Raw genomic sequence first — 25670 nt, forward strand, 5'->3', positions numbered from 1 at the left:
GGCGTCATGACGGAAACCTACCCGAGGGCCGTGGCCCCCACGAACCCCATCGTGAGTGTTGCCTGCGTCACGCAGGACAGGCCGCGGGATGTGGCGGTGCTGATCGACGGGCTGCGCTCACAGACCGATCCCGTGGCGAGCCTGTGCCTCGTGGACGCTGGACGCACCGCACTGGACGAGGCCGCCCTGCGCGAGCAGATCGGGGGGGCTTTCGAGCTGCACTACCGCCGCTCCGTGGCGAACCTGGGGGGCGCCGGCGGCTTCTCCCTGGCCATCCTCACGGCCCTGGCCAGCGGAGCGGAGCAGGTCTGGCTCATGGACGACGATGCCCACCCGGAGGACCCCGACTGCCTGCGCGTGCTGCGCACGGCCGCCCGTGAGCGCGGTCTCGCCGTGGTCTCGCCCCTGATCGTGGCACCGCAAAACCACGAACTCCTCTCCTTCCCGTTCCGCCTCGACGGCGGGATCACGCACCGGCGCGAGGACCTCGTTCCGCTGGGTTTCATCGACTCCTACGCCAACTTCTTCAACGGGGCCCTCATGGATGAGTCCGTCTTCTTCCGTGTGGGCCTGCCGGACCTGAAGCTGTTCCTGCGCGGGGACGAGGTGGACTTCCTGGTGCGCCTGCGCAAGAGCGGGCTGCCGTTCGGCACCGTGACCACCGCCGCCGTCTCCCACCCGCCGGGCTGGGACGAGGAGCACGTGGTGATCCCCGGAAGGCTCCAGGTGCTGATCCCCCCGGGCGAGTTCAAGCAGCGCCACTTCTTCCGCAACCGCGGCTACGTCTCGTGGCGCTACAAGCGGTTCGTGCAGCTGGGCGCGGACGTGATCGGCTACCCGGCGCACTATCTCAAGAACCGGGACCTCGAAGGCCTGCGCACGTGGGTGCGGCTCTACGGCAACGGCATACGCGGACGTGGTTTCGGTGGCCCTCGCTGAGCCGCTGACCCCGTCCGAGCTGCCCGCGCGCTTCTCCCTGCTGCTGCCCGTGTACGCGGGGGACACACCCGAGCGCCTGCGCCGGGCGGTCGAGTCCAACACGGTGGAGCAGACCAGGCCCCCCGCCGAAGTCGTGGTCGTCCAGGACGGCCCTGTGCCGCCTGAGCTCCACGCCGAGCTCGAGCGTCTCGAGCGCGGGTGCCCGGTTCCCGTGCGCCTCGTACGCATCCCCGAGAACCATGGGCTCGCCCACGCACTGCGCACGGCCCTGCCCAGCTGCTCGTACGACGTCGTTGCGCGCGCGGACGCGGACGACGTCGCCTACCCTCGCCGCTTCGAGCTGCAGCTTCCGTTGATCGAGGCCGGCGCGGACCTCGTGGGGGCGTCGATGCACGAGATCGGCGACGACGAGGGCACGCCCCTGGCCCTGCGTGCGGCGCCCGTGGGGGCGCGGCGCATCATGGCGGTGAGCAGGCGCCGCAACCCCATCTCGCACCCCACCGTGGTGCTGCGCCGCAGTAGCGTGGAGCGCGTGGGCGGCTACGAGGACGCGCCGATGGCGGAGGACTACTGGCTGTGGGCACGCATGCTCCACGCGGGCGCGGACGTGCGCAATGTGGCCGAGCCGCTCGTGGGGTACCGGGTCTCCGCCGGCTCCTACGAACGCCGCGGCGGGTACAGCGTGCTCAGGGCGGAACTCGCGCTCCAGGCCCGGTTGCGGGCGCTTGGCCACGTGGGGTTCCTACAATGGGCAACGAACGTCATGGTGCGCGGCGGCTACCGGTTCGTGCCCGTCCGAGTGCGAGAAGCGGCCTACCGGCTCATGGTGGGTCACCGCAGCGGCTGATCCGCGCGCCCGAAAGGACTACGCCCCCATGCCCAACCCCCCGAGACCCACCACCCGAGGCGAGAAGCCCGTCGCGTGGCTGTGGATCCAGATGATCCTGGATTCCGCCGCGTGGATCGTGGCGCTGTGGGTGGCCGTCCTGCTGCGCTTCGAGCTCGACGTCGAGCTCGTCTCCGTGGGCGGTGTGGTGACCGCGTGCGTGGTGGCGGTGGCCCTGCAGCTGCTCTTGGGGTTCTCATTCGCCCTCTACAAGGGCCGGTACTCGTTCGGCAGCTTCGAGGAGGCCAAGCTGCTCGTGGTCGTCACGGTCATCGTGACGGCGCTGCTCGAGGGTGTGCTGCTCGTCTTCGGCGTCACGCTGCGGGTGCCGCGGTCGCTCGGTTTCATCGCCTTCCCCTTCGCGTGCCTGCTGATGGCCGCGTTGCGCTACCTGAAGCGGATGTACCAGGAGTCCACCGCCAAACCCGGGGACGAGGCCCAGCACGTGGTGATCTTCGGAGCAGGCGCCCTGGGCACGTTCCTGGTGCACCGCATGATGCAGGACCCCGCATCGGGCTTCCTGCCGGTGGCCCTGCTCGACGACGACCCGGCCAAGAAGCACCTGCGCATCTCCTCCGTTCCTGTCATGGGCACGCTGCACGACGCCGCATCCGTGCTGGAGCACACTCGCTCCGGTGTGCTGATCGTTGCGCTGGCGGACGCGGATCCCCGCACGATGCAGCGCGTGTCGGAGACCGTGGAAGGCACCGGCACACGCGTGATGACCGTGCCCCCGCTGAGCGAGATGCTCGCCGGTGGGAACCAGGGCATGGACCTGCGCGACATCTCCATGGAGGACCTGATCGGCCGTCGGCCCGTGGACATCCATGTGGACGCCATCGCCGGCTACATCACCGGCAAGCGGGTACTTGTCACCGGCGCGGGCGGGTCCATCGGCTCCGAGCTGTGCCGTCAGCTGGTGGGCTTCGAGCCTGCTGAGCTGATCATGGTGGACCGGGACGAGACCGGATTGCAGGCCACCCAGATCTCCATCACCGGCCGCGGGCTTCTGGACGGCAAGGACACCGTGCTGTGCGACATCCGGGACGGGGACGCCCTGACCCGGGTGTTCCAGGAGCGCAGGCCACAGGTGGTGTTCCACGCGGCCGCGCTGAAGCACGTCTCCCTGCTGGAGCAGTATCCGGACGAGGCGTGGAAGACCAACGTGATGGGCTCCCTGAACGTGCTGGAGGCGGCGGCGTCGGTGGACGTGGACGTCTTCGTGAACGTCTCCACGGACAAGGCGGCAAACCCCACCACCGCGCTGGGCCACTCCAAGCGGGTCGCCGAGAAGCTCACGGCCTGGATGGGAGAGCAGACCGGCAGGCGCTACGCGTCCGTGCGATTCGGCAACGTCTTCGGCTCCCGCGGCTCCATGCTTCCCCTGTTCGCGGAGCAGATTCGGCAGGGTGGGCCGATCACCGTCACCCACCCGGACGCCACGCGCTACTTCATGACCATTCCTGAGGCCTGCCAGCTCGTGATCCAGGCCGGAGCGATCGCCCGCGGGGGAGAGGTGCTGATCCTGGACATGGGCGAGCCCGTGCGGATCATGGACATCGCCCAGCGGCTGCGGGCCATGTCCGGGCGGGAGGACATCGCCATCGAGATCACCGGGCTGCGCCACGGGGAGAAGCTGCATGAGGACCTGATCGGCACGGGGGAGACAGACGAGCGTCCCTTCCACCCCAAGATCTCCCATGCCAAGGCTGAACGTCTCGACCCCGCGAACCTGGACCGGCACGTGTGGAAGGTCCGCGGCGGCATGGTGTTCACGGGATCCATCCCCCAGGTTGTGGTGAGCACTCAGCCCAGGATCACGAGCTTCTCGGTGCCCCGCGCGGCGCGGTGCGTGTCCTCCCAAGAGGACGGGCGCGAGAGCGGGCACTCCTCGGCGGACACGCCGCGTGGTGCAACAGGCGGCGCCGTCGGGGCTTCCTCGGCGAGCCCTGATGGCAAGGGCGGCCATGCCGGCGACGGCGCGGGCCGGGTCCCGCAGCCACCCGCTGATCCGCACACCCCGGGGTTGAGCGTCCGAGACAACGAGGGGCACCGGGCATGAGCGCCGTGCTCACGGGCCTCCTCGCCCCCGCGCCAGCAGTGCTGGCGTTGACCGCGTCGTCGCCGGGCGCTGCCACCGTGCCGCGTGCCGCGCAGCTGCCGGCCATGGCCGAGCCCGGCGCGGTGACGGGCGGGGACGCGTTGTCGATGCTTCTGGGGCTGGCGCCTTGGACGCTGCTCCTGGCCTTCGTGCTCTCTGCGGTGCTTCCCTTCACGGTGAAGCCGTGGCTGACCCGCTGGGGGGTCGTCGACATCCCTTCGGACCGCTCCTCACACTCGAAACCCGTGCTGCGCGGCATGGGGCTCGCTGTGGCTGTCTCGCTCGTGCTCACCTACGGGACCTGCCTGCTGACCGGCCTGATTCCGGTGGACCGCTCGGTGGCCGTGGTGGTGCTCGCGATGACCCTGGCCCCGGCGGCCCTGGGCTGGGCGGAGGACTACCACGGCGTCTCCATCGGCATGCGCCTCGGCGCACAGGCTCTCGTGGGCGCCGTCGGCACGGCGGCGTTGATCGTCACCCTGGGCGTGCCCGCGTGGTGGTGGCCCGTGGGCGTCGTCGCGACCGTCGCGTACATCAACATCGCCAACTTCATGGACGGCATCAACGGGATCTCAGGTCTGCACGGCGGCGCCGTGGGGCTGCTCTACGCGTGGGCGGGTGCGGCCAACGGGATGCCCTGGATGGTCTGCGCCGGTCTTGCCCTGGCCGGAGCGTTCCTCGGGTTCCTGCCCTGGAACCTGGGACGCGGCACGGTCTTCCTGGGCGACGTCGGGTCCTACGTCCTCGGTGGCGCCATCGCGGCCATCGCGATCGCCGCCTTCCTCTCGGGTGTGTACGTGGAATACCTGCTGCCCCCGCTCCTCGTCTACCTCGCGGACACGGCCGTGACGCTGGTGCTGCGCATTCGTCGCGGCGAGGTCTGGTACAAGCCGCACCGTCAGCACGTCTACCAGCGCCTCACGGACGTGGGACTGTCCCACGTCCAGTCCTCGCTGGTGGTCACGGCGGCCACGGTGCTGGTCAGTCTGATCTCGTTGTACGGGCTGCGGGCGGACGGCACGGGCTCGGCGATCGCAGGCCTCGCCGTGGTGCTCGTCATCGTGGTGTACCTCGGCTCCCCGCAGCTGTTCTCGCGGCTCCACAGGGTGAGGGGCGGGGCCGCATCGTGACGACTCGCCCAGAGACCGGGCGCGCCGGGGAGGACATCCCTCGTGCCGCCACCGACACGGCATCCTCCGTTGCCCCGCCAGCCGCGTCAACGATCCCGCAGTCCTACGGCCCGGGCGTGCGCCGCAGCTCCTTGGCCTGCCTCGGCCTCGGGGCGCTCCTCGTGCTGGTGGCCGGCCTGGGAACCTCCGACACGCTGCGCTCCGTCGTGCTCGGCGCGGGCCTGGTGGCCCTCAGCTCGAGTGCCACGGTGCTTGTTGCGGCGCAGATGTACCGGGTGGCCCCCGCAGTCACGGCCCCTGCGCTCGCGGCCCTCTACCTGCTCAAGGTGCTTGTCCTGGGATGGGTGCTGCTCGTGGTGGGCGCCCCCGGATGGTTGGCCTCGCGGGCCTTCGCCGTGACGGTGCTGGCCTGCCTCGTGCTCTCGACTGCCGTCTTCGCGCTGCTCGTGCGGCGCGTCACCGCCGGCATGACGCCCCGCTCCGAGCTCGCGCTGACAGACGCCGATGGCGGCGCGAACCGGCCCCTGGGGGGCCTCCCAGGGAACAGGGACGCCACCGTCGGATCTCACCACCACGAGAGCGAGACGCCATGACCGCGACACCGGACCAGCCCGGCTCTCCGGGACCCACCGACCCGGACACTGACGGGTCTGCTACCGACCGGCTCCGCAAGGCGTCCCACCGCTACCGAGACGCCGCGCGTGGGGAGACCCTGCAGACTGCGGGGGAGCTGGTCGAGGAGGGCGGTCTCGGCGGAGGACTCGCCGTGTTGCTCTACATAGTGGTCGGTGCGGTGTTATGGAGTTTGGTAGGCTGGTTCCTGGATCACCTGCTGGGAACACGGTGGATTGTGATCGCGGGTGCCGTCTTCGGCGCGTCCGCCGGGGTGTACCTCGGCTACCTCCACATGAGGGACGCCTTGAACCGCAGCCAACCCCCGCAGAAGACCACGTCGGAGACAAGGAAGTCATCTGAACCGGGCCACCGGCCCGGAGCATGACCGGTCTGGATACCGCAGAAAGGACCCGTATTGAACCCCGCCCTGAGGATTCCGGCCGAATTCGTGGCCCCTTCCACGGAAGACGCCCATCTTCCCCCGTTCTTCGAACTCGGGTCCCTCGCCTTCGGCAAGCAGTCTCTGCTGATCCTTCTGTCGGTGGTTCTGATCGCCGGCTTCTTCATGTTTGTGATCCGCCGCCGGGCCATGGTGCCCTCCAAGGGCCAGTACGTGGGCGAGATGGGCTACGGCCTGGTTCGCAACCACCTGGGTCGGGACATCATCGGGGAGAAGGACTTCCGGCCCTACGTGCCGCTGCTGTTCAGCTTCTTCTTCTTCATCCTGGTCAACAATCTCTTCGGGTCGATCCCCCTGCTCCAGCTTCCCACGCTGTCGCACCCGGGTTCCGCCTACGTGCTGGCCGCCATTGCCTACGTCGTGTGGGTCGGTGTCGGCATCAAACGTCACGGTCTCGGCCACTTCATGGTCAAGATGACCATGCCGCCGGACGTGCCCAAAGTCCTCTACGTGATCCTGATCCCGCTCGAGTTCCTCTCGAACATGATCATCCGTCCGGTGACGCACGCGCTGCGTGTGTTCGCCACGATGTTCGCGGGTCACATGGCCATCATGGTCGCAGCTGCGTTCATGGCGTACCTCGCCACCGAGGTGGGCGGCGTGCTCGGCATCGCCGGCTCGGCCTTCGGCCTCGTGCTGGGACTGTTCATCTACTTCCTGGAGGTTCTGATCCAGATCCTGCAGGCCTACATCTTCACCCTGCTGTTCGCCGTGTACGTACAGGGCGCACTGCAGGAGGGGCACTAGCCCCACGAAGGAGCGCCGCCTCCGGGCCGCTCATCTGACCATCGTCCGTTCACGGTTCTCGTAACGGCACCACCGCTCGCTCCTGCGGGCACCCAGAAAGGAAATATCCACAATGGAAGGTTCGCTTAGCGTCATTGGCTACGGTCTTGCTGCCATCGGCGGTGGTATCGGTGTGGGGCTCATCTTCGCTGCCTACATGCAGTCCGTCGCTCGCCAGCCCGAGTCCCAGCGCGTGATCCAGCCGATGCTGTTCATGGGCTTCGCCGTGGTCGAGGCCCTCGCCATTCTGGGCTTCGTCCTGGCGCTGCTCTGAGGCACCCCTCAGAACACGCCCTAACTAGAGAACAGGAATCGCGCTCATGAACGCACTGGTGTTGGCAGCCGAGGAGGCGAAGAGTCCTCTCTTCCCCGACGGCTGGGAAATGCTGATCACCTTCATCGGGTTCGTGATTCTGCTCTTCATCGCGTTCAAGTTCATCGTCCCGGCGTTCGAGAAGGTCTACAAGGACCGGGCGGACGCCATCGAGGGTGGACTTGCCAAGGCGAAGGCCGCTCAGGCCGAGGCCAAGGCAGCACGCGACGAGTACAACCAGCAGCTCGAAAGTGCCCGGCTCGAGGCCCAGAAGATCCGTGAGGAAGCTCGCTCAGAGGGCGAGAAGATCCTGGCGGACTTCAAGGATCGCGCCAACCTGGAATCCGCGCGGATCACCGAGAACGCCCACAAGGCCATCGAGGCCGAGCGTGCGGCGGCCGTGGTGTCCCTGCGGGACGAGGTCGGCACTCTGGCAACGCAGCTCGCGTCCAAGATCGTCGGGGAGTCCTTGAACGACGACGACCGCGCCAACCGCGTGGTCGATCGCTTCCTGGCTGACCTGGACGCCGAGCAAGGCCGTACGGGAGCTGCACGGTAATGGCAGAAGCATCGAACGAACCCTACCGACCCCTCACAGTGGACGTGGACCGCTGGGCCGGGGCCGCGAGCACCGGGATCACGAAGCAGCTCTTCGAGATCCTGGACATCGTGGACGCCAACGGCCCACTGCGCCGGGCACTCACGGACCCCTCGCGCTCCGCAGAGGACCGTGCCCGCCTCGTGCACACGCTGTTCGACGGCCGGGCCAACGACGTCGCCGTGGACATCGTCGCGGAACTCGCCTCCCAGCGAAGCGCCACCGAGCGCCAGCTGGGGGACGGGATCGAGCGGACGGCCGTGCAGCTCGCAGCCGCGGCCGCCGAGAACCGTGGCGGTGTCGACGCTCTCGAGGCGCTCGTGGACGAACTCATCGGGTTCAAGTCCATGCTGGAGCGTTCCGCCGAGCTGCAGCGCGCGTTCTCGGACGCGCGTGCGAGTGCCGAGGCCAAGGTGACCCTTGCCCGACGTCTTATGGCGCCGGGGTCCGAGGAGGCCGCACTGCTCGTGGAACGCGCGGTCAGCGAACCGCGCGGCTCGCTGCCCGGGCGGCTGCTCGAGCACTTCGCCCAGTGGGTCGCGGACCGGCAGCATCGTTGGATCGCCCGCGTGCAGACGGCTCGGCCGCTGCGCGAGGACCAGCTGGCGAAGCTGCGGGACGCGCTGAACCGCCTGTACGGACGGGATCTCAAACTGACCACGGAGACCTCTCCGTCGCTGGTGGGGGGTCTGCGCGTGCAGGTGGGCGAGGAGATCATCGACGGCTCGGTCACCCACCGGCTGGATCAGCTGCAGCAGCGGATCGCGGCCTGATCCTCTCGTGGAGCGAGGATCGCGGGGAGTCGGTCGATGCCGGCATCTCGTCGCGTTGCCTCCACGGGCGGCCCACGCGGCTGCACGGCGATGGGGCAACGCATCGCGACAAGAACAAGCCTGGTCATTGCTCACGCGATGATCACACGACGTAGAGAGCAGGGACAGCAGATGGCCGATGTGACCATCAATGCCGACGAGATCCGTAGCGCGCTGAACGATTTCGCCGCGTCCTACGATCCCGGCAACGTGGAACGAGTAGAAGTAGGACGCGTGTCGTCCGCGGCAGACGGCATCGCCCATGTGGAGGGCCTTCCCTCCGTCATGGCCAACGAGTTGCTCAAGTTCGAGAACGGGGTGCTGGGCCTGGCCCTGAACCTCGACACCCGCGACATCGGCGTCGTGGTCCTCGGCGACTTCCAGGGCATCGAGGAGGGCCAGGAGGTCCACCGCACCGGCGAGGTGCTCTCCGTGCCCGTGGGCGAGGGCTACCTCGGCCGCGTCGTGGATCCGCTCGGCGAGCCCCTCGACGACCTCGGGCCGGTCGCCACGGACGGCCGCCGCGAACTCGAGCTGCAGGCCCCCGGCGTGACCATGCGCAAGTCCGTGCACGAGCCGCTGCAGACCGGCATCAAGGCCATCGACGCCATGATCCCGATCGGTCGCGGCCAGCGTCAGCTGATCATCGGCGACCGCCAGACCGGAAAGACCGCCATCGCGGTGGACGCCATCCTGAACCAGCGCTCCAACTGGGAGTCCGGAGACGTCGAGAAGCAGGTCCGTTGCATCTACGTGGCGGTCGGCCAGAAGGCCTCCACCATCGCCGCTGTGCGCCAGACGCTGGAGGACAACGGTGCCCTGGACTACACGACCATCGTGGCGGCCCCGGCCTCGGAGTCCGCGGGTCTGAAGTACCTGGCTCCCTACGCCGGCTCGGCCATTGGCCAGCACTGGATGTACAACGGCAAGCACGTGCTGATCGTCTTCGACGACCTCTCCAAGCAGGCCGAGGCCTACCGTGCGGTGTCTCTGCTGCTGCGCCGTCCGCCGGGACGCGAGGCGTACCCCGGCGACGTGTTCTACCTGCACTCTCGCCTGCTCGAGCGCTGCGCCAAGCTCTCGGACGAGCTGGGCGCGGGCTCGATGACCGGTTTGCCCATCATCGAGACCAAGGCGAACGACGTCTCGGCGTTCATCCCCACCAACGTCATCTCCATCACCGATGGCCAGATCTTCCTCCAGTCGGACCTGTTCAACGCCAACCAGCGTCCGGCCGTGGACGTGGGCATCTCGGTGTCGCGCGTGGGCGGCGCCGCTCAGGTCAAGGCCATGAAGAAGGTCTCCGGCACGCTGAAGCTCGAGTTGGCGTCCTACCGCTCCATGCAGGCGTTCGCCATGTTTGCCTCGGACCTGGACGCCGCCTCCCGCCAGCAGCTGACCCGCGGTGAGCGTCTCATGGAGCTGCTCAAGCAGCCCCAGTACACGCCCTACCCCGTGGCGGACCAGGTCGTCTCGATCTGGGCCGGTACCACGGGCCAGCTCGACGACGTCGAGGTCGCCAACGTGTCCGAGTTCGAGCACGCGCTCCTGGACCAGGTGCGCCGCACGACCAACGTCATGGACTCGATCAACTCCACCGGCAAGCTCGAGGGCGACGCGATCGAGGCCCTGAAGACCGCGGTGGCCGAGGTCAAGCGTGACTTCCACGGTTCCAAGCACGGCATCGAGCCGGGCGTGGAGGAGCACGACAGCCTCGGCGCCACCGCTGTGAACCAGGAAACGATCGTCAAGAAGTAGCCGCTTCCGGTGGTGCGCCGGTCTTTGGCGCACCACCGCGGTGCTGAAAGGAAATTTCATGGGAGCGCAGATTCGGGTCTACCGACAGAAGATCGCATCCACGTCGTCGATGAAGAAGATCTTCAAGGCGATGGAGATGATTGCGACCTCGCGCATCAACAAGTCCCGGCAGAGCCTCGAAGGTGCGTACCCGTACGCCAACGCGCTGACCCGCGCGGTTTCCCAGATCGCCACGCAGCACAACATCACCCATCCCCTGACCACCGTTCCGGACGAGGTCCGGCGGGCGGCCGTCGTGGTCTTCACGTCGGACCGTGGGCTGGCGGGTTCCTACTCCTCCAACGTGCTCAAGCGCACGGAGGAGCTGCTGGAACTGTTGCGTTCGCAGGGCAAGGAGACCCGCGTGTACCTCGTGGGCCGCAAGGCCAAGGCGTACTTCGACTTCCGGCACCGCGACTACGACGACTTCTGGACGGGCAACACGGACAGCGCGAGCACCGAGCGCGCCGAGGAGCTCACCGAGCGTCTGATGAGCGACATCAACGCCCCCTACGAGGATGCAGGCGTGGACGAGGTCCTCCTCGTCTACACGCAGTTCAACTCCATGGTGAACCAGGAGCCGCGGGTGCTGCGCCTGCTGCCCCTGGAGGTCGTGGATGCGAACGACCTGGGCGATGAGGTCTCCCAGCGCTACGAGGCGCTGGAGGACACGCACAGCAACTTCGAGTTCGAGCCGAACCCGGAGGAGCTGTTCAACCAGATCCTTCCCAGGTATGTGAAGGCCCGCATCTACTCGGCACTGTGCCACGCGGCGTCGAGCGAGCTCGCGTCCCGCCAGCGCGCCATGAAGGCCGCGGGGGACAACGCCACCGAGCTCATCAAGAAGTACACGCGCCTGATGAACAACGCCCGCCAGGCGGAGATCACGACCGAGTTGACCGAAATCGTCAGTGGCGCCGAGGCCCTCTAGGCCCGCGCTGCCCATTGCCAGCCGAAACGAAGTGAGAGAAATGACTGCCACTATCAACGACCAGGCGACCCAGCCGGTCGCGGGGGGCGGCACCGGCCGCATCGCCCGCGTGATCGGACCCGTGGTCGACGTCGAGTTCCCCGAGAACCAGGTTCCGGACCTCTACAACGCGCTGACCGCTGACTACGACTTCAACGGCAAGCCGCGACGGATCACCTTCGAGACCGCCCAGCACCTCGGCTCCAACGTGGTGCGCGCGATCTCCCTGCAGCAGACCGACGGCCTGGTGCGCGGCACGCCCGTGCAGGACACCGGCGCCCCGATCTCGGTGCCCGTGGGCGAAGTGGTCAAGGGCCACATCTTCAACGTGCTCGGCGACTCCCTGGACCTGGCCACCTCCGAGCTGGACGTCCAGGAGCGCTGGCCCATCCACCGCAAGGCGCCGTCCTTCGCGGAGCTTGAGGGCAGCACCGAGATGATGGAGACCGGCATCAAGTCCATCGATCTCCTGACCCCCTACATCAAGGGTGGCAAGATCGGTCTGTTCGGCGGTGCCGGCGTGGGCAAGACGGTGCTCATCCAGGAGATGATCACCCGTGTGGCCCGCAACTTCGGCGGTACCTCGGTGTTCGCCGGCGTGGGCGAGCGCACCCGTGAGGGCAACGACCTGTGGGTCGAGATGGAGGAGGCCGGGGTTCTCAAGGACACCGCCCTCGTGTTCGGCCAGATGGACGAGCCGCCCGGAACGCGTCTGCGCGTGGCACTGACCGGTCTGACGATGGCGGAATACTTCCGCGACGTCATGAACCAGGACGTGCTGCTGTTCATCGACAACATCTTCCGCTTCACGCAGGCGGGCTCCGAGGTCTCCACGCTGCTGGGCCGCATCCCCTCCGCCGTGGGCTACCAGCCCACGCTGGCGGACGAGATGGGTGTCCTGCAGGAGCGCATCACCTCCACGCGCGGTCACTCCATCACGTCGATGCAGGCCATCTACGTGCCGGCGGACGACTACACGGACCCGGCTCCGGCCACCACGTTCGCGCACCTGGACGCCACCACGGAGCTCTCGCGTGAGATCGCCTCGCGCGGTCTGTACCCCGCGATCGATCCGCTGTCCTCCACCTCCCGCATCCTGGACCCGCAGTACGTGGGCCAGAAGCACTACGACGTGGCGACCCGCGTGAAGTCGATCCTGCAGGAGAACAAGGAACTGCAGGACATCATCGCGATCCTCGGCGTCGAGGAGCTCTCCGAGGAGCAGAAGGTCGTGGTCTCCCGCGCCCGTCGCATCGAGCAGTTCCTTTCCCAGAACACGTACACGGCGAAGCAGTTCACCGGTGTGGAAGGCTCCACGGTTCCCCTCGAGGAGACCATCGAGGCCTTTGGCAAGATCTGTGACGGGGAGCTGGACAATGTCCCGGAGCAGGCCTTCTACAACGTGGGCGGTCTGGACGACGTCATGCGGCGCTGGGACGAGATCAAGGCCGAGACGGGCGAGAAGTAGAGATGGCCGAACTCATCGTGGAAATCGTCGCCCTGGATCGGAAGATCTGGAACGGCACCGCCCGACTCGTACGGGTGCGGACCACCGAGGGCGAGATCGGCATCATGCCCGGGCACGAGTCCATGGCTGGGCTGCTCACCGCCGGGGAGTTCGCGATAGACCGCGTGGAGGGTGACCGCCTGCGCGGCACCATCGACTCCGGTTTCGTCTCCGTCGACAACAACCGCGTCACGGTCGTCGCGGACGAGGTCTCCCTCGAGTCGGAGAACCGGTCCGCCTGACCGGATCGCCTGACCCGTCGTCATCGACCCTCGTGCCTGCTGGTGCGGGGGTCGACGACGTTGTGAGGTCTCCGCGGTGTCGTCACGGCCGCGCACGGTCACCGTGGCTGGCGCCGTTCCCAACTCCCCCAGACAATGCCGTGGCCACCAGGAGGAACCGTGGAAGAAATGATCGAGGTGCAGGGCCCGTCTGCCGTGGCCGGGGCACTGCCGGTGTATGGCGCCAAGAACAGCGTGCTCAAGCTCATGGCGGCCACGCTGCTGGCGGTGGGACGCTCCACCATCACCAACGTTCCCGAGATCCACGACGTCACCGTCATGGCGGAGCTGCTGCGGCGCCTGGGCTGCGACGTGTCCTACCGGCCGGCTGAGCACGAGGTCAGCATCGACGTCCCCGAGGAGCTCGGGCACCAGGCCGACTACGACCTCGTGCGGGCCATGCGCGCGTCCATCTCCGTGCTGGGGCCGCTGATGGCACGCTGCCACCGGGCGGAGGTGGCCCTGCCCGGGGGAGATGCGATCGGTACGCGCGGTCTCGACATGCACCGCGCCGGGCTGGAGGCCATGGGCGCCCAGCTGAGCATTGAGCGGGGCTTCCTGCGAGCCAGCGCGGACGGCGGGCTCGGGGGAGCGACGTACCGTCTCGGCTACCCGTCCGTGGGTGCCACGGAGAACCTGATGACGGCAGCGACCACGGCCCGGGGCGTGACCGTGCTGGAGAATGTGGCGCGTGAACCGGAGATCGTGGACATCGGCCGGATGCTGCGGGAGATGGGTGCCCGCATCGAGGGGCTCGGCACCACCACATTGACGATCCACGGGGTGCCCCGGCTGTCTCCGGTCACGCACCGCACCGTGGCGGACCGCATCGTCGCGGGCACCTGGGCTTTCGCCGCTGCGGTGACGGGTGGCAGAGTGGAGATCCAGGGGGCGGAACCCGAGCACCTGTCCGTGGTCCTCGACAAGCTGCGATGCGCGGGCTGCGAGATCGACACGCGCGAGGGACGGTTCGTGGTGCAGGGCCCCGAACGACCACGAGCCATCAACGTCTCCACGCTTCCGTACCCCGGGTTCCCCACGGACCTGCAGCCGTTCGTGGTGGCCCTCAACGCGGTGGCGGAAGGTTCCGGGATCATCACGGAGAACGTGTTCGAGGCTCGCTGGGGCTTCACGGCCGAACTCGAACGGCTGGGGGCGCGTGTCCGGCTGGACGGCCACCACGCCCGCGTGGACGGCGTCCCGGCTCACGAGCTCTCCGGCGCGCCCGTGGAGGCCATGGACATTCGCGCCGGCGCGGCCCTCGTGATCGCGGGCATGGCCGCCCAGGGCGTCACGGAGGTCTCCGGGGTGGAGCACATCGACCGCGGCTACGAGCACTTCGTGGACCACCTCGCCAACGCGGGTGTCCGGGTGCAGCGGCGGATCGCGCGCGGCTGGAGCTGAGCCGGGCGCGGGTCCCGGTCCTCCGGAACCCGCGCCCGGGCTGTCGGCGGGGGACCGTTCCCGGTCGGCTGTTCCGCCGCCGCATCCCGTGCCCGTCCCACCCCGGGCACGAGAAAACCCCCGCCACCTCTCGAGGTGGCGGGGGTTTCGTCCGGGGACGCGACTCAGATGAGGGTCACACCGGTGGCCTGGGGGCCCTTCTGACCCTGGCCGATCTCGAACTCGACGCGCTGGTTCTCTTCGAGGGTGCGGAAGCCGCCCGACTGAATTTCGCTGTAGTGGACGAAGACGTCGCCATCAGCGTCGTCCGGCGTGATGAAGCCGAAGCCCTTTTCTGCGTTGAACCACTTAACGGTGCCCTGAGCCATAATGGGGCATCTCCTTCTGGAGTAATAGTGCGTGCACATGGATGTGCACCTGAACTGGTACCGCGAGAAGGCTGTGGATGCGGCTCACGATATGTTGTGCCACAGCGCCAGTCAGAACTTCACGCTCGCTACCATTCCTGCGAGCATGTCAAACATGATGCGAGAACACCTCAAGCATCACATACTGTTGCGGGACGGTCAATCGTTCCGCGTGGCCGTGGCGAATGTGTCGCCAAGATCTCAGTGGTAGCGCACTGGTCACTCTGAGCTCCGCAGGACACCACGACCTGCCATCCGGAGCGGTTGCAGCGACTGCAGCCCAGGAGGGAAGCGGCGCGTGCTGCCGGCCGGGGAGGCTCAGAAGAGTCGTGACTGCGTGTCGACGGCCCCGCGCATCTCGTCGTAGTCCAGGCTGAGGCACTCGATGCCGCGGTCGCGGGCCAGGGTGCGGGCCTGGGGTTTGATCTGCTGGGCCGCGTAGACGCCGCGGACGGGCCGCAGCAGGGGATCCCGGTTGAGGAGCTCGAGGTAGCGGGTGAGCTGCTCCACGCCGTCGATGTCGCCACGGCGCTTCAGCTCGATCGCCACGGTGGCCCCGTTGGCGTCCCGCGCGAGGATGTCCACGGGTCCGATGGTGGTGGGGTACTCCCGGCGCACGAGGGAGAAGCCCTCACCCAGGCGGGTGATCTGCTCGGCGAGCAGCCTCTGCAGGTCCGCCTCCACTCCGTCCTTGACCAGCCCCGGGTCCGCACCGAGCTCGTGGTGGAGCTGGCTGTGCACGGTGGTGATGTGGATGAGCAGGCGGTCGTCCGACTTGCCCGCGCGGACCTCCCACACCTCGGTGACTCCCTCCGCTGCAAGCTCCTCGGAGGGTTCGCGGACGTGGAGCGTCGCGGGTGGGCTCATCCAGTTCAGGGGCTTGTAGGAGCCGCCGTCGGAGTGCACGAGCACCGAGCCGTCGGCCTTGAGCATGATGAGTCGGCGGGCCGGGGGAAGGTAGGCGTTCAACCGTCCCTCGTAGCGCACCGAGCAGTCTGCAATCACTAAACGCACCAGGACAGCCTAGCGGCAGGCGTGGGTTGCGGCGGCGTCGTCGCTCACCGGGCGTCCTGGCGCGGGACGAAGACCTCACGGACCAGCAGCAGCCCCGCGGCCGCGGTGGGGATGGCGATGAGCGCACCCAGCACGCTCCACAGCGCGCCCCCGGCGGCGACGGCAATGACGGCCACCGCGCCCGGCACCGCGACAGCCCGGGCCATGATGCGCGGAGAGACCACGTAGGCCTCGAGCTGGAGGTAGGCGAAGTAGCAGATGGCGTAGGGGATGGCCGTGTCCCACCCGCCGAGGGAGGCCGCGATCGTGACAAGAATGCCGGCGAGCACGCCGCCCACGAGCGGGATGAACGCGAGCAGTCCCACGAAGAGCACGAGAAGGGTTGCGTAGGGCACTCCCCACACGTTCATGAGGATGAACGCCACGGCTGCGTTGATCAGCGCCACGCACGCCTGGCCCATGACGTAGTTGCCCACACCGTTGGTCATCCGCTCGCCGAGCTGCTGCACGCGGGCGCGGCGGCTCGCGGGGGCCAGCCGGTAGCACCACGCTTTCATGGTGGGCAGGGAGAAGAGGAAGTACAGGCTCAAGGCCATCACGATCAGCGTTCCGGTGATCGCGTTGAGCACCACCCCGCTCACGTTGACCACGGAGCCGAAGATGCCGCCCAGGAAGTTCTCGTCAGTGGTGATCCGCTTCTGCAGCCCGTCCGCGGCGGTCTGCACGGAGGAGGCGATGTCGAAGCGGGCGTCCAGGGTGTGGAAGAGGTCCGATTGCATGAAGTCGTTCACAAAGTCCGGGCCCCGCGCGGCAATCTGCTGCGCCTGTTCGACCATGCGGGGCACTACGCCCAGGATGAATCCGGTGATCAGCAGCGCCAGGGCGACGATCACAATTCCCGCCGCGAGCGGGCGGGGAAGGCCTTTGGATTCGAGCCACCGCACCAGGGGGTCGAGCCCCAGGCAGATGAACGCGGCCGTCACGATCCAGCCGACCAGCCCGCCCACGTTCGTGAGCACGTAGTAGACGAGCAGCGCGAGGCCCACGCCCACCGTGAGCATGAAGCCCGTCTGGACCGGGTGCGCCCGCACGTCACCCGGGCGATCCCAGGGGGCGCGGCGCCCATCCTGGTCCCCGGCGGGTTCCGGCGGCACCTCGAAGCGCTGGCGGGAGGGCCGGAATCGCGCGGGCGGCCTGCGTCGTGGATCGGAGGTTGTGCTCACGCCGGAAGCGTACATCGCGGCGCCGTCGGGACATCCCCGCCGCCCGGTGCACATAATGGAAATGACGACATCCGCGTGCTGTGTGGCACGGCGGGCACATTTTCGACCCGCGCTCCTCGAGGGCGCGGCTTCCGAGGAGGTCAGCCATGAGCGAGTTCCCCCCTTCACCGTCAGGACGTCAGGCCGGTGCGTCGGCCCGTGGACAGCAGGGTGCGCCCGGGCAGGGAGAGCAGCAGGTTCCCGCGTCTGTGCGCGGTGCCGTGGACCTGGGCGCGGCTACGGGCGGCGCGGCCGCCGGCGGGGCACCCCAGGCGGCGCAGGCGGCGTCGACAGCTGCGAACACCAGGGGCGGTTCCTACCGGGTGGCCCTGAACACCGGGAACTTCCAGCAGTACGCGGAAGCTTCCACGCAGTACCCGGTGGTCGTGGTGCTGCACGCGGCGCAGAGCCCGGAGTCGGAGAGCTTCGTTGACCTCGTCGCGAAGGTTGTGGACGGTTTCGACGGCAGGCTGCTGCTGGGCACGGTGGATACGGCCGCCGAGCCGCAGATCGCGCAGGCATTCCAGGCCCAGTCGGTTCCCACGGTGCTCGCCCTGCTGGGCGGGCGCGTGGTGCCGCTCGTGACCTCGACCGTCCCCGAGGAGCAGCTGCGCGGGCTGCTCGGCGAGCTGCTGGGCCTCGCGGAGCAGAACGGTGTCACCGGCACGGCGGAGCCCACGGATGCTGGGAACGGGGAGCCTGCACCATTGCCGCCCCTGCACCAGGAGGCGGTGGACAAGCTGGAAGCCGGTGACCTCGACGGCGCCGAGGCCGCGTACCGCAGGGCACTCGCCGAGAACCCCGGGGACCACGACGCCAAGCTCGCGCTCTCCCAGGTCCACCTGCTGCAGCGCGTGAGCTCCATGAACGCGAAGGCCGTGCGCGACGCCGCGGCGTCCGACCCGGAGGACCTGCAGGCGGCGCTCGCCGTCGCGGACCTCGACCTCTCCGGGGGTCACGTGGAGGACGCGTTCCGGCGGCTGCTGAACCTCGTGCGCACGAAGGCCGGCGACGAGAAGGACACCGCCCGGCAGCGGCTGGTGGACCTCTTCGACGTTGTGGGAGCAGACGACCCCCGGGTGGTCGCCGCCCGTTCGCAGCTCATGCGCGCGCTGTTCTGATCCGTTCGCGGTGTGGAGCAGTGACACCGGGGATGCCGGTTCCTAGGCTGGGAGCATGAGCATCCCCACAGACGGACCCACGACCCCGCGCCGCGAGCCCGGCCCAGGGGCCGCCACGACCGAGCGCACCCACCAGGACGTCCCCCGCCCGCAGGACCACGACCCCGCTGCGCGCCCCGGTGCGGCTGCGCTCGTGGTGCGGGCGCTCACCAAGGTCTACGGCCACGCGGAGCGCCCCGCCGCGGACCACGTGGACCTCACCGTCCCGCGCGGCTCCTTCTACGGCCTCGTGGGTCGCAACGGCGCGGGCAAGACAACCACCCTGTCCATGGCCACCGGACTGCTGCGTCCATCCTCCGGCACCGTGCTGGTGGGCGGCGGCAGCCGTGACGAACTCGTGGACGTGTGGGGGGACTCCGTGCGCGCCAAGCAGCGCATGGGCGTGCTGCCGGACGGCGCGCACCTCTTCGACCGGCTGACCGGCCGCCAGCTCGTGGCCTACTCGGGCCTGCTGCGCGGGATGGACAGGGAGGTCGTCAAGCAGCGCACGGAGGACCTGGTGAAGGCCATGGACCTTCAGGACGCCGCCGGACGCCAGGTGCAGGACTACTCAGCGGGCATGACGAAGAAGATCGCGCTCGCCGCCGCCATGATCCACGCGCCCAGCCTGCTCGTGCTCGATGAGCCGTTCGAGTCCGTGGACCCCGTCTCCGCCGCCAACATCCGCTCCCTGCTGCACCAGTACACGGAGGCGGGCGGGACCGTGGTGGTCTCGAGCCACGTCATGGACCTCGTTCAGCGCATGTGCGACCACGTGGCCGTGATGGACCAGGGGCGCGTGCTCGCTCAGGGCACCACGGCGCAGGTGTGCGACGGTCTCTCGCTGGAGGACCGCTTCGTGTCCCTCGTGGGCGGTCGCACGGACGCAGGGGAGGAGCTGCAGTGGCTTCGTCCCGAGTGAACCCCGACCAGTACCCTCTCGACCCTTCGCGCACCACATCGGGGCGTGCGCAGCCCCGGGACGGCACGACGTCGTCCGCGGAACCCGGTGCTGCCCCGTGGGACGGCACCGGGAGCCCGACGGCGCACGGTACGGACGCGCGCGATGCCGCCACGACGGTACCTGCGGAAGCCGACGCCGCGGTGCCCCGCTCCGTGCGCCCGGCGGGTGGCGGGGCAGCTGCCACCGTGCGGCACCTCGGGGTGCTAGAGGAGGCCCGTCGGCTCGCCTCACTGAAGTGGCGGGTGCTGCGCAACACGCTGTCCCGCAGCACGTGGGTGCTCGTGGGGACGATCCTCGGAGGGCTCTATGCCCTTGGCGTGCTCGCGATGCTGATGATCTCCCTCTACTTCCTGGGCGCGGAGGAGCTGCGGTGGGTGGTCACCGCGTCGGTGCTGCTGGGCACGGCGCTGCTGCTCGGGTGGTGGATCCTGCCCGTGGCCACGTCCAAGGCGGACGCGACGCTCGACCCCGCCCGGCTGGGACTCTTCCCGCTGAGCACGTCGGGTCTGCTGGTCGGACAGGTGCTGGGTGCGCTGATCGGCATCCCCGGAGCGCTGACGCTCGTTGCGGGCCTCGGGTGGGCGGTGGCATGGCGGAGCTCTCTTCCGGCGGTGCTCGTGTCCATTCCATGCGCGCTGCTCGGGCTGCTGCTTGCGTTCGTGGGATCGCGCTGCGTCTCCGCCGTGAGCCTCCGCCTGGCTGGTGGCCGGCGCACCACGGAGACGGTCTCGATCGTGGCGCTCGCGCTCGCGGTCCTGACCGGCCCGATCATCACCGCCCTGGGTGCCGGTCTGGAACGGGTCTGGGGCCTGCTCCCCACGTGGGCGGCGGTGCTCGCATGGACACCGCTGGGGGCCGTGTGGGCCGTGCCCGGCGACGTCGCCCTGGGCCACTGGGGCGCGGCACTGGCCCGCCTGATCATCACCGCGGTGTCGATCGTCGCCCTCACGGTCCTTGCCCGTGTGGCCCTGCGCCGTGCCCTGGGGGACGCCGCAGCCGGAGCCGCCCGCGGCAGCACGAAGGCCATGGAGGGCATCGGGCTCTTCGGCCGTGTGCCCGCGACGCCCACGTGGGCGGTGGCCGTCCGCTGCCTGCTCTACTGGACGCGGGACCCCCGATACAGCGCGTCCCTGGTGATGGTCCCCGCGATGTGCGCGGTCGCGTGGTTCCTCACCTCGCAGTCCGGGTTCGTAGTCTGGCTGCTGCCTGCGGGCATCGCCCTGCTGATGGCCTTCGCGATCTCCGCGGACATCTCCTACGACAACTCCGCGTTCAGCCTGCACGTGCTGGCCGGGGTCCCCGGGCTGGCGGACCGGCTCGGGCGGGTGATGGCGCTGTTCGTCGTGAGCGTGCCCCTGGTGGCCGTGGCGCTCGTCGTGTGGCTCGTGCGCGCGGGGGACTGGGGCGCGGTGCCAGCAATGCTGGGCCTGTGCGCGACCCTGCTGCTCGGGGGTGCCGGAGTGGTCTCGGTCGTCTCTGCGCGCTACACCTATCCCACACCGCCCCCGGGGTCCACGCCCATGAAGAGCGCCCAGGGGTTCACCCTGCTGAACCTGGTGATGCAGTTCGTGCTCATGGGGGTGATCGTGCTGCTCGGCCTGCCCGCTCTCGCCCTGCTGGTCGTTTACCTGATCTCCGGGGACCACACGTGGAGCTGGCTCGCGCTGGCCGTCGGCCTCGTGGAGGGTCTCGCGCTGCTGTGGATCGGTGCGCGCGCAGGCGGGCGGTGGCTCGACGCGCGCGCCCCGGAGCTGCTGCAGGAGGTCTCCGCCTACCGGTGAACAGGGAAGTCGGCACTGGCACTCGGGGTACAGTGGGAGACATGGAATTCACCGATGCCCAGGAATCCCAGGTACCATCCGTGCGGTCCTCCCGGGTGGTCAGCAGCACCGAGTCGGCGACCGAGCCGCAGACCGTGGGTGGCACCTCCACCATTGAGCGCGAGGAGACCCGCCAGTTCGCGGAGCCCGGTGACCACGAGCGCTTCGCGCACTACGTCCGCAAGGAGAAGATCATGGAGTCGGCGCTGTCCGGCGAACCCGTGATCGCCCTGTGCGGCAAGGTGTGGACCCCCGGTCGGGACCCGCAACGCTTCCCGGTGTGCCCGGAGTGCAAGGAGATCTACCAGGGCCTGCGCCCCGGCAAGGACAAGCCCGAGAACTGACTGGCATCCCAGAGCAGTGAGGCCCCGCAGAGCTGCGGGGCACCCGACGGCGCCCGCAACTGAGCGGGCGCCGTTGCCGTGCGACGTCGTTCCCTCGTGTGAGGACGACGCCGCCGCGGTGGTCGCGCGGTGCGCGACCGGGGCAGTGCGCGCCGCCGAGCGCGCGGAGAGGACGAACACCACGTGTCTGACGACGACCAGCTGTCCCTTTTCGGGGCGGCCGCAGATCTTCCCCCGGCCTACCCGGACAGGGCCGCGTGGGGCACCGCACCCAAGCTGCGCGCGTGGCAGGCCGAGGCGATCCAGCGCTACGAGGCCGCCCAGCCCCGCGACTTCATGGCCGTGGCCACCCCCGGGGCCGGCAAGACCACCTTCGCGCTCACGGTCGCGAAGAAGCTGCACGACTCCGGCGCTGTCCAGCGCGTGACGGTGGTGACCCCCACCGACCACCTCAAGCGGCAGTGGGCGGACGCGGCCTCGCGCGTGGGGCTTGCCATCGACCCCAACTTCAAGAACGCGGACGGCCAGCACGGGCGAGGCTACATGGGCGCGGCCGTGACGTACGCGCAGGTGGCGAACAAGCCGTTGCTGCACCGGGCGCGCACCGAGGCCGGGCGCACGCTCGTGATCATGGACGAGATTCACCACGCGGGCGACGCCCTCTCCTGGGGCGACGGGCTGCGGGAGGCGTTCGAGCCCGCCACGCGGCGGCTCGCCCTCACGGGCACGCCGTTCCGCTCCGACACCTCACCCATACCGTTCGTGACCTACGAGGAGGACGGCGAGGGCATCCGGCGCTCCACGGCGGACTACACCTACGGGTACTCGAACGCGCTGCACGATCACGTGGTGCGCCCCGTGATCTTCATGGCCTACTCGGGGCAGATGCGCTGGCGCACCTCCGCCGGTGAGGAGATGGCCGCCCAGCTCGGAGAGGGCTTCACCAAGGACATCACCTCCCACGCGTGGCGCACCGCGCTGGACCCGAACGGCCAGTGGATCCCGTCCGTGCTGCGGGCCGCGGACCAGCGGCTCACGCAGGTGCGCCGAACGGTTCCCGACGCCGGTGCGCTCGTGATCGCCACCGACCACCAGGACGCGAAGGCCTACGCCGAACAGCTGCACGCGATCACGGGGGAGCGTCCCACCGTGGTGCTCTCGGACGACAAGGCGGCGTCGAACAAGATCGACCAGTTCTCCGAGTCGGACAGGCGCTGGATGGTGGCCGTCCGTATGGTCTCCGAGGGTGTGGACGTGCCGCGTCTCGCGGTGGGCGTCTACGCGACTTCGACGTCCACACCGCTGTTCTTCGCGCAGGCCGTGGGGCGCTTCGTGCGCGCCCGCAAGCGCGGCGAGACGGCCTCCGTGTTCCTCCCGTCCGTCCCGGCGCTGATGGCGCTCGCCAACTCCATGGAGGAGGAGCGGGACCACGCGCTGGACAGGCCCAAGAACATGCCCGGCGTGGTGGACTTCGACCAGCCCATGGAGGAGGGCTGGGACGACGACCTCCTGGACGCGGCAAATCGCGAGGAGAAGGCGTCTTCCGCGCTGGCCCAGGGCAACTTCCAGGCCCTGGACTCGGACGCCTCGTTCCACGGCGTGCTCTTCGACGGCGGCGCGTTCGGCGGGGGAGCGGCCGTGGGCTCCGAGGAGGAAGCCGAGTACCTCGGGATCCCGGGGCTTCTGGACCCGGAGCAGGTCTCGGCGCTGCTGCGGGAGCGCCAGACGCGCTCGTCACAGCGGCAGGGGTCGGGCGCCTCGCAGCCGGAGCAGCCCATGGTTCCGGACCACCGCCGGCTCAAGGAGCTGCGCTCTCAGCTGTCGAAGAACGTCTCCGCGTGGTCCGCCCGCACCGGCACGCCCCACGGCGTGATCCACAACGAGCTGCGCGCCAAGTGCGGTGGCCCGGCAGTGGCGCAGGCCTCGGAGGAACAGCTGGACGCGCGGATCGCGCTGCTGCAGCGGTGGTTCATCGGCCGCAAGTGAGCACTTGCCGCAGGCCGACGACAACACGGTCGTTCAGCGCCGTTCGCTCGGCGCCGTTCAGTCGAGTTCGGTGACGACCTCCGCGCCCGTGTCCTCGAGCTCTGCCACGGCCTGCTCACCGCGCTCGCGGTCCACCGGGGCGGTCAGGGGCAGCAGCACCCGCGTCTCGTAGCCGGCCTCCACAGCGTCCTTGGCGGTCGCGAGGACGCAGTGCTCCAGCGCGAGGCCCACGACGTCTACGACCTCGACGTTGCGCTCCCGCAGCCAGTCGTCCAGACTCACCCGCTCCTCGTCCGCGCTCTCCTCGGGCTCGCCCATCGGAACGTCGACGTCCGGGGCAGAGAGGCCCTCGAAACCGGAGTAGGCGGCGTCGTAGGCGCCCTTGCGGAAGAACTCGGCCACGTGCTCCGTGTCCAGGTCCGGGTGGATCTCCGCGCCGCGGGTCTCCGCGACGCAGTGCACCGGCCAGCTCGTACGGTAGTCCGGGGTCTCGCTGAAGTGTGAGCCGGGCTCGATGTGCCAGTCCTGCGTGGCCGCCACGGCATCGTAGTCCGCGTGGTGGTCCTCGAGGTACTCGGAGACCGCAGCGGCCACCGCCGCGCCACCCGGCACAGCCAGGCTGCCGCCCTCGCAGAAGTCGTTCTGGATGTCCACGATCACAAGTGCGGTGCGCATGATCGCCTTCCTTTCGGTGTTCTCAGCCCGGTGTGTTCAGTGGGCAGTGCCGGGTTCGATGACGGTGGGAATCACGGGCTCGCCCTCCGAGAGCCTACGAGCTGCGCGCGGCAGCTCCGCGATCGACTCGGCGTGGCGGGTCCGGGCCCGCACCACGGCCTCGGGGCCGGTGAAGCCCTCGCGCAGCTCGCCGCCCGTCACGTAGTCCACGAGCAGGGGGCGGTCGTCGCCGTCGTCCTCGGGCAGGTGGGAGACGCCCACCATTTCGTGCGTGGCCACGCCCTGGGGGTTGCGACGGCGCAGCGCGTACTTCTCGCCGCCCACGGACGCCTTCCCGGACGAGGCCTTCGCCACGGGTTCCATCGTGCCGGAGGCACCCTCGCGTGAGACGAGCTTGTAGACCATGGACGAGGTGGGGGCGCCGGAGCCGGTGACGAGCCGCGTGCCCACGCCGTAGGCGTCCACGGGAGCGGCCCGCAGCGCGGCGATGGCGTACTCGTCGAGGTCGCTCGTCACTGTGATCTTCGTGTGCTGGTTGCCGAGCGTGTCCAGCAACGCGCGCACCGACGACGCCTGGGTCACGAGGTCCCCGGAGTCCAGCCGCACGCCCCCGAGGTCCGGGCCTGCGATCTCCACGGCGAGTCGGACGGCCCGCTCGACGTCGTACGTGTCCACGAGCAGCGCAGTGGAGACGCCCAGAGCGTCGAGCTGCGCGCGGAACGCCTGCTCCTCGGTGTCGTGCAGCAGCGTGAAGGAGTGCGCGGCGGTGCCCACGGTCTTCACGCCGTAGCGGAAGCCCGCCTCCAGGTTGGAGGTGGAGTCGAAGCCGGCGACAATGGCGGCGCGCGCCGCGGCCACGGCGGCCTGCTCGTGCGCGCGGCGCGAACCCATCTCGATGCACGGCCGGCCCCCCGCGGCACCCACCATGCGTGACGCGGCGGAGGCCACGGCGGAGTCGTAGTTGAGGACGGAGAGGATGAAGGTCTCCAGCACGCACGCCTCGGCGAACGAGGACTCGACACTCAGCAGGGGTGAGTGAGGGAAGTACGTCTCGCCTTCGGCGTAGCCGCGGATCTGGCCCGTGAACCGGAAATTCTCCAGGTATGCGACGGTGGCGGCGTCGACGACGTTTGTGTCACGCAGGAAGCGCAGCTGCTCGTCCGTGAAGCGGAACTGCTCGAGGCCTTCGAGCAAGCGGCCCACCCCGGCGAAGACGCCGTAGCGCCGGCTGTGCGGCAGCCGCCGGGCGAAGACCTCGAAGACGCTGCGCCGCGACGCCGTGCCGGCGCGCAGGGCCGCCTGCAGCATGGTCAGCTCGTAGTGGTCCGTCAGCAGGGACGTGGGCTGCGGGTGCCAGGAGTAGGTGTGCTCGTTCACCCCGCCAGCCTAGTGCGCGCGCTCGACGAGCACATCCCGCCTGCGGATACGGGAACGCGCGA

25 protein-coding genes are annotated in these 25670 nt (G+C 69.2%); 20 read left to right on the forward strand and 5 right to left on the reverse strand.

From position 1 onward, the window contains the following. Positions 1-6: 6 nt before the first annotated feature. The 15 genes from B3G12_RS11370 (at position 7) to murA (ending at position 14599) form a co-directional block, all read left to right on the forward strand. Entirely contained in the window at positions 7-939 is a 933-nt protein-coding gene (locus tag B3G12_RS11370) for a glycosyltransferase (protein WP_144942473.1), read from the forward strand. Then, positions 926-1786 (forward strand): glycosyltransferase, encoded by an 861-nt coding sequence (locus tag B3G12_RS11375; protein ID WP_144942474.1) that lies wholly within the window; start codon positions 926-928, stop codon positions 1784-1786. The genes B3G12_RS11370 and B3G12_RS11375 overlap by 14 nt, the downstream gene beginning before the upstream one ends. A 28-nt stretch (positions 1787-1814) precedes the next feature. Further along, positions 1815-3887, forward strand: coding sequence for a polysaccharide biosynthesis protein (locus B3G12_RS11380; RefSeq protein ID WP_244944683.1), 2073 nt, complete (start codon positions 1815-1817; stop codon positions 3885-3887). Further along, positions 3884-5056, forward strand: coding sequence for a glycosyltransferase family 4 protein (locus B3G12_RS11385; protein WP_349678124.1), 1173 nt, complete (start codon positions 3884-3886; stop codon positions 5054-5056). The genes B3G12_RS11380 and B3G12_RS11385 overlap by 4 nt, the downstream gene beginning before the upstream one ends. After that, positions 5053-5649 (forward strand): hypothetical protein, encoded by a 597-nt coding sequence (locus B3G12_RS11390; RefSeq protein WP_290500430.1) that lies wholly within the window; start codon positions 5053-5055, stop codon positions 5647-5649. Before B3G12_RS11385 ends, B3G12_RS11390 begins: the two co-directional genes overlap by 4 nt. Beyond that, positions 5646-6056: an AtpZ/AtpI family protein gene (locus B3G12_RS11395; protein ID WP_290500431.1), complete on the forward strand. Its 411-nt coding sequence runs from the start codon at positions 5646-5648 to the stop codon at positions 6054-6056. The genes B3G12_RS11390 and B3G12_RS11395 overlap by 4 nt, the downstream gene beginning before the upstream one ends. Positions 6057-6086: 30 nt before the next feature. After that, positions 6087-6878 carry a F0F1 ATP synthase subunit A gene (atpB, locus tag B3G12_RS11400; RefSeq protein WP_058954379.1) on the forward strand — a complete coding sequence of 264 codons (792 nt, stop codon included), beginning with the start codon at positions 6087-6089 and terminating at the stop codon, positions 6876-6878. A 112-nt stretch (positions 6879-6990) separates the two neighbouring features. Continuing rightward, entirely contained in the window at positions 6991-7191 is a 201-nt protein-coding gene (gene atpE / locus B3G12_RS11405) for an ATP synthase F0 subunit C (RefSeq protein WP_035964663.1), read from the forward strand. Between the two features lie 46 nt (positions 7192-7237). After that, the gene (locus B3G12_RS11410) at positions 7238-7789 is read left to right on the forward strand and encodes a F0F1 ATP synthase subunit B (protein ID WP_055084922.1); all 552 of its coding nucleotides are present in this window, start codon (positions 7238-7240) and stop codon (positions 7787-7789) included. Beyond that, positions 7789-8601: a F0F1 ATP synthase subunit delta gene (locus tag B3G12_RS11415; protein ID WP_144942476.1), complete on the forward strand. Its 813-nt coding sequence runs from the start codon at positions 7789-7791 to the stop codon at positions 8599-8601. Before B3G12_RS11410 ends, B3G12_RS11415 begins: the two co-directional genes overlap by 1 nt. A gap of 171 nt (positions 8602-8772) precedes the next feature. Beyond that, positions 8773-10398, forward strand: a complete 1626-nt coding sequence (atpA, locus tag B3G12_RS11420; protein WP_144942477.1) for a F0F1 ATP synthase subunit alpha — start codon at positions 8773-8775, stop codon at positions 10396-10398. A gap of 58 nt (positions 10399-10456) precedes the next feature. Continuing rightward, positions 10457-11368 (forward strand): F0F1 ATP synthase subunit gamma, encoded by a 912-nt coding sequence (locus B3G12_RS11425; protein WP_144942478.1) that lies wholly within the window; start codon positions 10457-10459, stop codon positions 11366-11368. A gap of 40 nt (positions 11369-11408) precedes the next feature. Further along, positions 11409-12875: a F0F1 ATP synthase subunit beta gene (gene atpD, locus B3G12_RS11430; RefSeq protein ID WP_144942479.1), complete on the forward strand. Its 1467-nt coding sequence runs from the start codon at positions 11409-11411 to the stop codon at positions 12873-12875. A 2-nt stretch (positions 12876-12877) separates the two neighbouring features. Continuing rightward, positions 12878-13156: a F0F1 ATP synthase subunit epsilon gene (locus B3G12_RS11435; protein WP_144942480.1), complete on the forward strand. Its 279-nt coding sequence runs from the start codon at positions 12878-12880 to the stop codon at positions 13154-13156. Positions 13157-13315: 159 nt separating this feature from the next. After that, a complete protein-coding gene (gene murA, locus B3G12_RS11440) occupies positions 13316-14599 on the forward strand; it encodes a UDP-N-acetylglucosamine 1-carboxyvinyltransferase (protein WP_144942481.1) in 1284 nt (427 codons plus the stop codon). A gap of 164 nt (positions 14600-14763) precedes the next feature. On the opposite strand, the gene B3G12_RS11445 is transcribed toward murA, so the two are convergent. The 3 genes from B3G12_RS11445 to B3G12_RS11455 form a co-directional block, all read right to left on the reverse strand. Further along, positions 14764-14967, reverse strand: a complete 204-nt coding sequence (locus tag B3G12_RS11445; protein WP_144942482.1) for a cold-shock protein — start codon at positions 14965-14967, stop codon at positions 14764-14766. Between the two features lie 357 nt (positions 14968-15324). Next, positions 15325-16020, reverse strand: coding sequence for an endonuclease NucS (gene nucS, locus B3G12_RS11450; RefSeq protein ID WP_290500434.1), 696 nt, complete (start codon positions 16018-16020; stop codon positions 15325-15327). A 44-nt stretch (positions 16021-16064) separates the two neighbouring features. After that, positions 16065-17243: an AI-2E family transporter gene (locus B3G12_RS11455; RefSeq protein ID WP_244944681.1), complete on the reverse strand. Its 1179-nt coding sequence runs from the start codon at positions 17241-17243 to the stop codon at positions 16065-16067. 146 nt (positions 17244-17389) lie between these two features. Here B3G12_RS11455 and B3G12_RS11460 point away from each other — a divergent pair, with 146 nt between their 5' ends. The 5 genes from B3G12_RS11460 (at position 17390) to B3G12_RS11480 (ending at position 23556) form a co-directional block, all read left to right on the forward strand. Next, a complete protein-coding gene (locus B3G12_RS11460) occupies positions 17390-18403 on the forward strand; it encodes a tetratricopeptide repeat protein (RefSeq protein WP_144942485.1) in 1014 nt (337 codons plus the stop codon). Positions 18404-18458: 55 nt separating this feature from the next. Then, complete coding sequence (locus tag B3G12_RS11465; protein ID WP_290500435.1) at positions 18459-19364, forward strand: ABC transporter ATP-binding protein; 906 nt, start codon at positions 18459-18461, stop codon at positions 19362-19364. Beyond that, positions 19346-21187, forward strand: coding sequence for a hypothetical protein (locus B3G12_RS11470; RefSeq protein ID WP_290500437.1), 1842 nt, complete (start codon positions 19346-19348; stop codon positions 21185-21187). The genes B3G12_RS11465 and B3G12_RS11470 overlap by 19 nt, the downstream gene beginning before the upstream one ends. A 41-nt stretch (positions 21188-21228) precedes the next feature. Beyond that, positions 21229-21570 carry a DUF3039 domain-containing protein gene (locus B3G12_RS11475; protein WP_290500438.1) on the forward strand — a complete coding sequence of 114 codons (342 nt, stop codon included), beginning with the start codon at positions 21229-21231 and terminating at the stop codon, positions 21568-21570. A 183-nt stretch (positions 21571-21753) separates the two neighbouring features. Continuing rightward, on the forward strand, positions 21754-23556 hold the full coding sequence (locus tag B3G12_RS11480; protein WP_144942487.1) for a DEAD/DEAH box helicase: 1803 nt from the start codon (positions 21754-21756) through the stop codon (positions 23554-23556). 57 nt (positions 23557-23613) lie between these two features. Here the strand turns inward: B3G12_RS11480 and B3G12_RS11485 are convergent, their stop codons facing one another. Then, a complete protein-coding gene (locus tag B3G12_RS11485; RefSeq protein WP_144942488.1) occupies positions 23614-24231 on the reverse strand; it encodes an isochorismatase family protein in 618 nt (205 codons plus the stop codon). 36 nt (positions 24232-24267) lie between these two features. After that, positions 24268-25608 carry a nicotinate phosphoribosyltransferase gene (locus B3G12_RS11490; RefSeq protein ID WP_290500439.1) on the reverse strand — a complete coding sequence of 447 codons (1341 nt, stop codon included), beginning with the start codon at positions 25606-25608 and terminating at the stop codon, positions 24268-24270. Between the last annotated feature and the right edge of the window lie 62 nt (positions 25609-25670).

It is taken from the genome of Kocuria sp. UBA5001, assembly GCF_002398425.1.
Classification (GTDB): Bacteria; Actinomycetota; Actinomycetes; order Actinomycetales; family Micrococcaceae; genus Kocuria; species Kocuria salsicia.

Coding starts and splice junctions, on each gene's coding strand:
- B3G12_RS11370 (WP_144942473.1), top strand. CDS start 7: ATGACGGAAACCTACCCGAGGGCCGTGGCCCCCACGAACCCCATCGTG.
- B3G12_RS11380 (WP_244944683.1), top strand. CDS start 1,815: ATGCCCAACCCCCCGAGACCCACCACCCGAGGCGAGAAGCCCGTCGCG.
- B3G12_RS11385 (WP_349678124.1), top strand. CDS start 3,884: ATGAGCGCCGTGCTCACGGGCCTCCTCGCCCCCGCGCCAGCAGTGCTG.
- B3G12_RS11395 (WP_290500431.1), top strand. CDS start 5,646: ATGACCGCGACACCGGACCAGCCCGGCTCTCCGGGACCCACCGACCCG.
- atpE (WP_035964663.1), top strand. CDS start 6,991: ATGGAAGGTTCGCTTAGCGTCATTGGCTACGGTCTTGCTGCCATCGGC.
- B3G12_RS11410 (WP_055084922.1), top strand. CDS start 7,238: ATGAACGCACTGGTGTTGGCAGCCGAGGAGGCGAAGAGTCCTCTCTTC.
- B3G12_RS11415 (WP_144942476.1), top strand. CDS start 7,789: ATGGCAGAAGCATCGAACGAACCCTACCGACCCCTCACAGTGGACGTG.
- atpA (WP_144942477.1), top strand. CDS start 8,773: ATGGCCGATGTGACCATCAATGCCGACGAGATCCGTAGCGCGCTGAAC.
- B3G12_RS11425 (WP_144942478.1), top strand. CDS start 10,457: ATGGGAGCGCAGATTCGGGTCTACCGACAGAAGATCGCATCCACGTCG.
- atpD (WP_144942479.1), top strand. CDS start 11,409: ATGACTGCCACTATCAACGACCAGGCGACCCAGCCGGTCGCGGGGGGC.
- B3G12_RS11435 (WP_144942480.1), top strand. CDS start 12,878: ATGGCCGAACTCATCGTGGAAATCGTCGCCCTGGATCGGAAGATCTGG.
- B3G12_RS11445 (WP_144942482.1), bottom strand. CDS start 14,967: ATGGCTCAGGGCACCGTTAAGTGGTTCAACGCAGAAAAGGGCTTCGGC.
- B3G12_RS11460 (WP_144942485.1), top strand. CDS start 17,390: ATGAGCGAGTTCCCCCCTTCACCGTCAGGACGTCAGGCCGGTGCGTCG.
- B3G12_RS11465 (WP_290500435.1), top strand. CDS start 18,459: ATGAGCATCCCCACAGACGGACCCACGACCCCGCGCCGCGAGCCCGGC.
- B3G12_RS11475 (WP_290500438.1), top strand. CDS start 21,229: ATGGAATTCACCGATGCCCAGGAATCCCAGGTACCATCCGTGCGGTCC.
- B3G12_RS11485 (WP_144942488.1), bottom strand. CDS start 24,231: ATGCGCACCGCACTTGTGATCGTGGACATCCAGAACGACTTCTGCGAG.